The organism is Flavobacterium agri (assembly GCF_013401995.1).
Classification (GTDB): domain Bacteria; phylum Bacteroidota; class Bacteroidia; order Flavobacteriales; family Flavobacteriaceae; genus Flavobacterium; species Flavobacterium agri.
Window position 1 is genome coordinate 31,183 of the sequence record NZ_JACBJI010000011.1, and the last position, 10,705, is coordinate 41,887.

A 10,705-nucleotide genomic window follows, 5' to 3' on the forward strand; every position below is an offset into this window, starting at 1 on the left:
ATCCGTGTATCATGGGGAGAGTATCACAACGTTTTTTGAGTAGGTTTTCATTTTTTTGCGCAGGGATCGCCCTGTTGGCCTGCGGTATTTCGCAAGCACAGGAGAACAGCTTCCACGAAAAGCAGTTAAAGCAAGGTATCGCTATCAAGGCGTTGTACGACGCGTATGTGGCTGATCCGACAGCAGAGGCGAGTTATTTCGAAGTGAAAGATTCCGAAATAGGACTGGCGAATCACACATCTGTAGGCGAAGAGGCTTATATACAGCTTAGCGCGAACAGCGATATGGGTAATTATACCTATGCGAAAACCACGATAACGCTTAAGATTTGGCTCTACACCTCTACCGGTTCCTTGAGTGCCACGTCCAGCGACTATACGATGGAAGTGGAGTATAACCCCGCGCAGAATTCAGCGAATTTCGTGGATAAGGCCTATCACCGCATCTCCAACCGCTACGGATTGAGATGCCAGGTAGTCAATATCTCAACCCTGACCACGACAAGCACCGTTACCGATGTCGAGCCTAATATCGATCTTGAGATCGGATTCAAATGCACCAGATATTATGCCCTTTCGCAAACGCTTCCGTTGGTAAACCATTCGCTGCACGACGATACCAACGAGTTGTCGCAAACCTCCCCGGTTGCAGCTACGCTGTCATGGTCGGCCATTCCGGGAGCTACGGGTTATGAGGTGGAATGGGCGTGGGTCGACAATTTCGGTGAACCGAGTACAAACGGGGCCTTTACGCCGATGGATCCGGGACAGATAAAGTTTTCGAATGCCGATTTCGATGCCAGCCACACCCGTATCACTACGAAGGAGTTGTCTTATGAGATACCGTTGATTTACCAGTCCGGATACCTCGTCTACAGGGTACGTGCGCTCGGCAAATACAACAATCAGAATTTATGGCCCGTATATTACGGCCCGTGGAGTTCGGGAACAACAGCGAAAACATTTGTTTCCGAATGGGCCAAGATCTCTATATCAGCCGATCACGAACGCGCCAAGAACTGGCAGTTTACGGCTTCTTTTGCAGAGGAAGGAAAGAAAAAGGAGTTGGTCAATTATTTCGACGGCTCCCTGCACAACAGGCAAACGGTGTCGAAAATAAATACCGATAATACGGCCATTGCGGGCGAAACCATCTATGATAACGAAGGGCGCGGCGTCATCCAGGTGCTTCCGGTGCCTTTGAAAGGAAAGAATTACCTGCGCTATTTTTCAAGATTGAACCGTAATATGGCCAACCTGCCCTATTCGCATCGGGATTTCGATTGGAGTCCTGACAATCCCGAAATCCCGTCTGTCTGTATGATATCGGCAGGAGGAATGATCGACAATAGTGGGGCGAGCCTATATTACTCCGGAAACAACGCGTTCACGAGTGTGAATTCCGATTACATCCCGAAGGCGAACAATTATCCGTTTTCCCAAACCGAATACACGTCGGACGGGACGGGCAGGATCAAGCGCCAGGGTGGGGTAGGCCAAGTCCACCAATTGGGCAACAGGCACGAAACCAGGTATTACTATCCTGATGCCAGCCAAGTAGAGCTCGACCGCTTATTCGGTTACCATATCGGGCACGAATCCTTCTATAAGAAGACGGCAGTCGTAGATCCGAACGGGCAGATCACGTTAAGCTACATCGACCTTAAGGGACAAACCGTCGCTACGGCAATGGCCGGAGATGCGCCGGCTACCTTACAGGCTTTGGACGAAACCACAAACGGCGATCACCACGATATTACGGTAGATTTGTTGAACAACAACAATCCGGGCGACCACGATTCGCCTTCAGACAACAACATCTTGTCGTCTTCGGGCCATTTCGCGACCAATCTCGACAGGCTTACCTTGGACAAAAGTATTTTCTCGGCCGGAACGATAAACCACTTTTTTGATTACAGGATAGACAATCCGTCGTCGTTTACGCCTGCGTTCTGCGACGACAAATACGCGTTCGTGTACCGTCTCAGGCTGAGCCTTATCGACGAATGCCAGAATACGATTTTCAACGTGGACCCAGACCAGGACAATGATTCGGGAATTCGTATCGGGACACCTAACTTCGGCACATCGCCTGCGTTGATGACACCCCAACAGTTTCCTTCGGCCACGCCTTACAGTCTGGTCACCGGCGAATATAGCCTTTTCAAGGAATTGTCGGTAGACCAGCAGGCATTGGAAGAGTATGCCGATCATTATATAGAGCAGATCAGGGATTCGGAAAGCGGAGCCGGTTGTTATATCAACCCTAACGCGTTTGCTCCTCAGGATGTAACAGGGAATTGTACGCCGCAAACCTGTGAGCAATGCCTGGCCGCGCTTCCAACCAAGGAAGCTTTCGTGATCGCAGAGCTTGAGGAATCGTTCCCTGGTCACACCTTCACCGTCAATTTGACCGATGAACCGTTCACGGCCAATGCGACCCCGGCTTTGCCGACCGCTACGGTGAGTCTTGCCGCCAATATGATTTCCGGGTTCATTTACGATTGGTCGTTGCGCAATGCCGAATGCGAAAGGTCATGCCTGGATGTGGCCGCGTTTCTTGTCGCCGGTTGCGAAGTGGACGAACGTTCCCTGATAACAGACCTGTCGCCTTTCGGCCAGTACGGAAAAGCCGAGACCACACTGGTGGCCGATCAGGCAGTCATTACAGACAAACTCAGTATTTTCAATGATATTGATGGCGTACTGTTTTCACAAGGTACGACGACCAATCACAACTGGCGATATCCTGTAACACCGTATAGAGACGAAGAAGGGATACCTTCAGAGATAGAGGTTGTGCTCAACACGGAATCCACCACGCCGGGCCAATATATTCCGGAAGTCGTTGCCGGAGTAATAACTTCAACGCTTGTTTCTAACCAACCGGTATGGCCACAAACGGCTACGATCCGTCCGGAGCAACTCAAGAACGTGTCCGATTTCCTCAATGTTTATTGGAAACCGTCGTTTGCAAAGTCATTGTTGGAATACCATCCGGAATTCTGCTACCTCGAATATTCAAGGGAACTTTGCGCGAAGACGAAATCGGTAGACATGCTGCCGGCCCTGGATGCGCAACCGTCGGATGCGGTCGCCAGGAATTTGACTTCGGATGAATTCGATGGCTATCTGCAATACCTTTCTACCTATGAAAGCGCCATGAATGCCGGTCTGGCCAGTGCTTCCGGTATATCGGTCGACGTTATTTATGAAAAAGATCCTTATTTCTCGCTTCAATTGGGTGCCGGTTTCGAAACGGCTGACGAATTCGATGCCCGCAAATCGATCATGATAGAGGCTCTTACCGAGGAATACGAAGACCACGGTGCGAACAATACCATGTTGCTCGAGGCTTTCAAGCTTACCATGTGTACCTCGATCAACCCGTGCCAGATTACGACTGTAGATTTTTCGCAACTCAATACAGCCAAACTCAAGAACAATTTCTGGAATACTTATAAAAACCTGTATATCGCACTTAAAGGTAAAATCAAGAATACCTTCATGAACCTGTATGCGAAAAAGCAGGGATGCTATAACGGCTGTATAGGCATTGCCGAATCGCCTAGCATCACCAATGTCATACGTCATTACGACGCCGCTTCAGATGTACTGGACTGGTTCAATCCGGGTGCGGCTACCCAATTGTGCGATAATGCCAATGCGGATCTTTACCTTGAAAAAGTAAAGCGCTTCCCGCCTTCAGACGTGCTTTACGATTCTTCTCTGTCTACAGCCGATGCCGTGGCTCAGTTGGAAGCTCAAACCGATTACGCCGTATATGCCCAAACGGGTAATTGTCCGCTTTTGGTGGATATGGATCTTTTCCTCGAGGATTATTTTACGAATCTGCCAAACGCCATACTAAGTTCTCCCCAGCCTTTGAGCCAAAGCCTTCCTCTCGATTTGTTCCGTTCGATGACAGGGATTTCAACGAATCTCAGTTCACCTACTTCCGTAACGTTTACTACGGCTAACTCTGGCAAGCGTATTTTATTCGGATTCAGCGGATTGACTACCTCGGCCCAAATGCTTCAAATCGATCTTCCGACTTCAGGCACGGCCCAAAACCTTACCTGGAGCAATTATGGTCCGGGTGCTTCGGGTTGGACCATTTTGGAATTGAAGCAGATGTACTACGATGCCACCGCATCGACCTTGGTGCAGAATGCATCGGTATACGGTTTCCAGGTGATCGCGATGGTCAGTATCAATGGAAGTTCCGACTTGAAGGAAGTATTGCTCAAAGGCGTTACCAAAGCCGCCATAGGCGAATGCGGAACCGTAAGCGGCAACCAATTCGGGCAGGTTCTCGATCCGAACAGTGCCACCAACAGCCAATCTCCGGGATGCGACCGCAAGCATAATTTCAAGACTGCTTTGGTCCATTTGATGAACGCGCTGCAGCAAGACGGCGTATTGTTCTCTACCGCAGATGTCGCGCTGAACAACTATCCTGAATACACCAACGGGTTTTTGCGCGGTTTCTTTTCGGAACCGGCAGGTGCGGTGACTTCGGTTTGGAAGATGGGTACGGGCAGCTTCAAAATTGTCAGGGGCACAGAAATATTGATGGAGTTCCAGATTTCGTTCTCATCGCTACCGTCGACTTTCAACCAATTCGAAGGGATGAATATCTCGACCGTCTCGGGCCAGAACGTAACGTTGTCTTACACGAACCAGGATGCGTCGATAGGGTATCTTTACGGCGCATTCAAAAAGCTCATCAATTTTTCATGTTGCGGTTCCCAGACCGACATTGTGCCGTATTTCTGGTTGCGAAAGATGGTCGACGGTATTGCGGCCAACGATAAGTTCACCTACACCGATTTGTTTTGGGAACCCCATGGCATTTCGATACCGGTGGGACAGGCGTTCGATATAGAAATCGATATCGATAAGCACTCGTTGGCATTTTCTACCTTGGCTCAGGATTATACCGCCAAACTTTGGATCAACGGCCAAATGTACCCGCTTTCGTTCAGTACGACCACTAGTTTGGGTACGGTGCGCCTTCACAAGCGTCATCTGAACCGTCTCTCGTGGAGCCAATACTACGGCAACGCCTTCGATTTATCGCGTCTGGAGTATACGGTCAACGGCTTCCAACGCGAGTTTACGTTCGATAATACTTCTGCGCCTTACACGTCGTCGGGTTCGTCCCCGGTGACGATGTACAACAATACGGGCGATGGCGAAGTCGCTTTGTCGACCACGATGTTCGATTCCCCGATCAATGATTATGCATTGGTGCTCGATGGTTTGGATGCGCATAAATCGGCGGTGTGGAGCGATACGGCATACAGCCTCGACCTTGATAAGACCATGGAACTGAATGTAAAGGCCCGACTCAAATACACTGACAACCTTTACACGTATTCATCCGGCGGGTCAACCTATGGATATGGCACGACGCTTCAGTTGAATTCGGATGCCAATGGCGGTTCGATATTGTATGAACTGGGAATATTGGCCGAGAATCCCAACGCAGGATTGTGTACACCATGTGTCCCGCAAACCGTGGCGCCAAAGGAATGTGGCCCGAAATATGCAGAATACATCTCTTACCTGAATTTCAACGGGCAGAATTCGCAAAAGATTGAAAATATCCTGCTCGACGAAGTCATGTCGGAAGATGAGTTTTGCGCGAATAATTTCCAATACCTGATAGACGATTACAAGTATTACACAGACAGGCCGCAATTGGCGATTACGAGTACAGAAAGTCACTATTACCTTACACTGGCCGAATTCGGGAATACGTTCCTCAATTACGGGTACTCGGGCATGCATGCGGCCGTCGATGCCTATGTGGCCTATCTGGGTACTACGCTTACGAATGAGCCCGGAAGCGATGACGAACCGGCACAACACTTAGACTGGAACGATTACATCAATACGATCTATCAGGAAACCAATGCGATATGCCCGCCGGCGCGCATGCCTGTGCCAACGATCGTCATTCCTGCAGTCAATGAATGCCAGGAGATGGTAAGTAGCATCATCGGAGTTTACCAGAACGAGAATTATGAGGCTTATCTCCAGCAATTGCGTGACGCTTTCATACGCGATTACATCAATGCGGCCATGCAGACCGTTGCCGAAAAATTCGATATGACTTATGCCGACAAGGAATACCAATACACCTTGTACTACTACGACCAGGCAGGCAACCTTATCAAGACTGTGGCGCCTCAAGGTGTGAAACGTATGTCCGACACGAGCGGAATCGATACGTACAGGAATGCGAACACTGCCGCGAACCACGTAGCCGAGGACAACGGCCTGTTGCCACAGCACAATTTCGATACGCAATACCGCTACAATTCACTTAACCAGCTCGTGTGGCAGAAAACGCCGGATGCGGGCGAATCCAGGTTTGCATACGACGCTTTGGGGCGCATCATCGCCTCCCAAAACGCCAAACAAGGCAATACCTCGATGAGTTATACGACATACGATGAGTTGGGCCGTATCGTCGAAGCAGGCGAAATCACTTTCGCGGCAAACGCCTATACGATCAATGGCGAAGGCAAATTATTGCAGAACGGATCGACGACGCCGATAAATACCTTCGGCACGTTCAGCACCAAAAGACAAGTAACCGTTACCCGTTACGACGGCTATACAGAGATTTACCCTCCGGGAACGACCTACCTGAACGGATTCTATTCTTCGGAATTCATGATTACCCCGACGGATGCCCTGAACATGCGCAACAGGGTTTCTGGAGTCCTGTATTACGAACAACTCGTGACGACACCGGAGTTCGACAACGGTATTTTTTATAATTACGACGTCCACGGCAATGTGAAGGAGATGGTGAATTATTATAAGCACATCAAGTCTCCCGAAGATTGTTTTAAAGAAGTGAACCACGAGATCGTCATTATACCTTGCGAAGACCATTTGAAGCGTACCGTTTACGATTACGACCTGATCAGCGGTAACGTAAAGCAAGTCACTTACCAGCCTGCCAAGAGCGGCGAGCAGAATAAAAAAGACTTGTTCATACACCGCTATGCCTACGATGCAGACAACAGGATTACCGATGTCCAAACCTCACGCGACGGCGTGCTTTGGGAAAAGGATGCGGCCTACCAATATTATCCACACGGGCCTTTGGCCAAGACGCTTATAGGCGAGAAAAAGGTACAGGGAATCGATTATGCCTATACGTTGCAGGGATGGCTTAAGATGGTCAACGGCGAAGACGTGGCGAACCCGACAGACGATATGGGCAAGGACGGTGTAGGCAATACGATCAACAAGGATGCGTTCGGATATTCGTTAAATTACTACGACGCGGTCTCGCAAACGCCTGCCCTGGAAGCCGACTATCGCGCAATCCGCCAGGATGACGGAAGCTCGAACTTCGCTCCGCTCAAGTACAGCCGAAACGCCTCGATCCAGCCGGGAAATCAGAACCTATATAACGGGAACATCAAGAAAATGGTGACTTCTATGCGCAAAGTAGGAGAGGATCGCCTTCCTGTTCAGGTCAATAAATATCAGTACGACCAGCTCAATCGCATTTACGGCATGACTTCGAGCAAAGTGGTCAACAATGTCGCGACTTCAAGTTATGCATCGTCTTATACTTACGACAAGAACGGAAACTTGTACTCGATGAGCAGGACGAACGATAGCGGGGTCACGTTCGACACGTTCTCGTACAAATACAACAGCGACACAGAAGGACTCCATACGAACAACAAGCTCCGACTCGTAAAAGATTCGGCTGCTGCGGCACTCGCCACAGACGATATAGACGACCAGGAAATTCCGGGCATGCCGTATTCGGCGGCCAACGCGGCGACGCATAACTACATTTACGACGCGATCGGCCAAATGGTGCAGGACAAATCCGAAGGGCTAACCGTAACATGGCGCGTCGACGGCAAAGTCAAAAGCATTGCCAACAGCATCAAGGATACGCGTACCGATTTCGAATACGACGGACTCGGAAACCGCATCGCAAAAATCGAGTACAGTAACATCGCATCACCGACGGAAACCGCCCGCACTTATTATTCAAGGGATGCACAAGGCAACGTGCTGGCGGTATACGACGTGAAGGACCAAGGCGGAATGCGCAAGATCTACCTAGCCGAGAACCATATTTACGGCAGCAGCCGTTTGGGTATGGAAGTCAACAACAGCCTCGTGTCTGAAATCTATTTGTCCTCGCAATTGAGAAACGGAGGCAAAGTCAACAAAAAACAGGCGGCCAAGGACGTGGCATCCGCTACCGATGCCAATCCGGTCCAAACGGCCAAAGGTGCATCGTTCGCAAGTCTGACGCCTGTTGATGCCGCATCGCTCGTACTGAACGCACTCCATATCGCGACCGGTACGACGGCAACCTGGCAACAACAAGAGAATACCGCTTTGGAAGGCTTGTTCGCCGATTATTCGGTCGATACCAAATTCAAGACCGATCCGGCTGCTGCCAACGGCGATATCCTTATCGGGAAAGCGATTTATGTGGATCAGGAAAATGAATCGAGGACATATGACGAAAGTGTAGTCATTTTAAGTGGTGCGCACCTGGCGTCTTATACGAATATGAATACTACGAGTATAACTAATTCCAATATCGTTAAAGAAACGGATGCCAATGCGGCTTCGGGTGAAATATCTTCGGCAAGTGGATTGCATGGTTCGGGAAGGATCAGCTGGCTGTTGAATTCCACAGCGAGTGTAAATGTGGAATTGGGTATTTCCGATGCGGATGACAACAATCCGGCGACTAAAGATTTTTGGGTGCAGACTACTGCTACGAGGGTATTCTGTTATGCAGGATCGACCTTGCTGAATGCAGGAGGGACACTTTATGCCATGAATGACGAAGTCAGCATCGTGAGGAATACCGCCGCAGGAACGATATCATTCGAGTTGAGGACGTCGGCAGGCACGACGCCTATCGCCTCGACAAGCCACACGTCTACAGGAGAGATGTACATCGAGTTCACAATGACTGCAGGCTCGAGCAGCAAGCGTATATATAACCTGACAGTAACCAACAAGAGTTCGGCGACGACAAATGAAGTTTCGCATACGTTCACCTCTTTTGGCACGGGCTTTAACCAAATTGCTGCCGTGACCGGTGCGACCATCACCAATGGTACGTTCCCGAATACGATCAACAACACTACGGCCAGCGGAATGGTACTCGTATCCAATAATCCGGTGATGTTAGGCGACGGTTATATCGAACGGACGCTCGATGCAGACCAGAATACGACCAATGCTTCGGCTACGACGATGGGATTGAAAATCAGCACGAATCCGAATGGAGTCGCGGATTTCTACGACAATTGTTACGCGTACTTCAACACCACGGACCAAACGCTCAGAAATGTATTCACATTCAATGCGGGCGCACTTGTTACCGCGGGCGCCGGAATCACCTTTGGCGAAGGCGATCGTTTAAGGATTGAACGCAGACAAGGGAAAATGTATTTCAAGAGGATCACGCCTCAAGGTGCTGTCCATATTTATCACACCCAAACCCTGACGACGGCCCAGAACACGGCGCCTCTGTATTTGAGATTGACACTGCCGACAGGTAAAAACATGAGCGATGTGAGGGTGGTGAATTACATCCCATCGAACGAAACGCGCAACAAATTGACGGGTCAGGAAGTGTACGCGGTGAAATCGGGAACTGCAGGAAATTACACGTATTCGCCTAAAATCATCGCTTACAACGAGCAATGGCGATTCAACGACAATACTTTCGGCAAGAACAAGTTCACGTATACGACTTCGGCCTCGATCACACAGGCGCAGATGAACGACGTGGGCATGCAGGTCAACTTTACCAGAACCGCGGCAACGACCGGGCAGTTTGTGCTGAACAATACCGTCGCTTCCGCAAGCCAGGCCACTACGAACTCGTCTTCGTCTACGGCCGGCGCGACCCAATCGCAACTCGGGCCTGGAACGTTCGACATTTGCTGGTTCAATTACAGCTTCGGTGCGAATGCGGCGGTTCATACTTCTTTCGATTTCGGAAGCAGCAGCACCGTCAGCCCGATCCCAAGTACCGAAACCGGAGATACCAACGCGATGGCGGTAAGTCCTGCGGTGGTCAAAGTACTCGGTCCGTGCTTGTTTGATTCCGATCACGACGGCATCTACGACATCTTCGAGAACGTCAATGCGAACAATGACCTGGCCGACGACGATACCGACGGTGACGGCACGCCGAACTACCTCGATCCGGACGACGACGGGGATGCGGTATGGACGGTTTACGAAGGCGTCAATCCAGATGGTGACGGCAATCCGGCCACGGGAGCGACCTTGGATACGGACGGGGATGCGATCCCGAACTATCTCGATGCCGATGACGACAACGACGGTTACCCGACATGGGAAGAGACCGACAACAGCGACAACGATTTCAACCCGAATACGGGCGTATCACCGAATGCCGACGGCGACAGCATCCCGGATTACCTCGATGCGACCGACAGCACGTTCTATCCGCCGGGTGTTTCGGTACTGGCCGATTATTACAACGTGGCCGGCGACAAGCGTTACGAATTGTCGAACCATTTGGGCGACGTGCTCGTGGTGATCAACGACAAGAAAATCCGATTCTCGGGAGACTCCGAAGGCGTCGGGGCGGCGTTCAATGCCGACATCATCAGCTACAGCGATTACTATCCTTTCGGGATGCTGCAGAAGGAGCG

1 pseudogene is annotated in these 10,705 nt (G+C 50.3%); it reads left to right on the forward strand.

Annotated elements, in window-relative coordinates:
- Positions 1 to 11: 11 nt before the first annotated feature.
- Positions 12 to 10,705, forward strand: a pseudogene (locus tag HZF10_RS17500) (hypothetical protein); the annotation flags it as partial.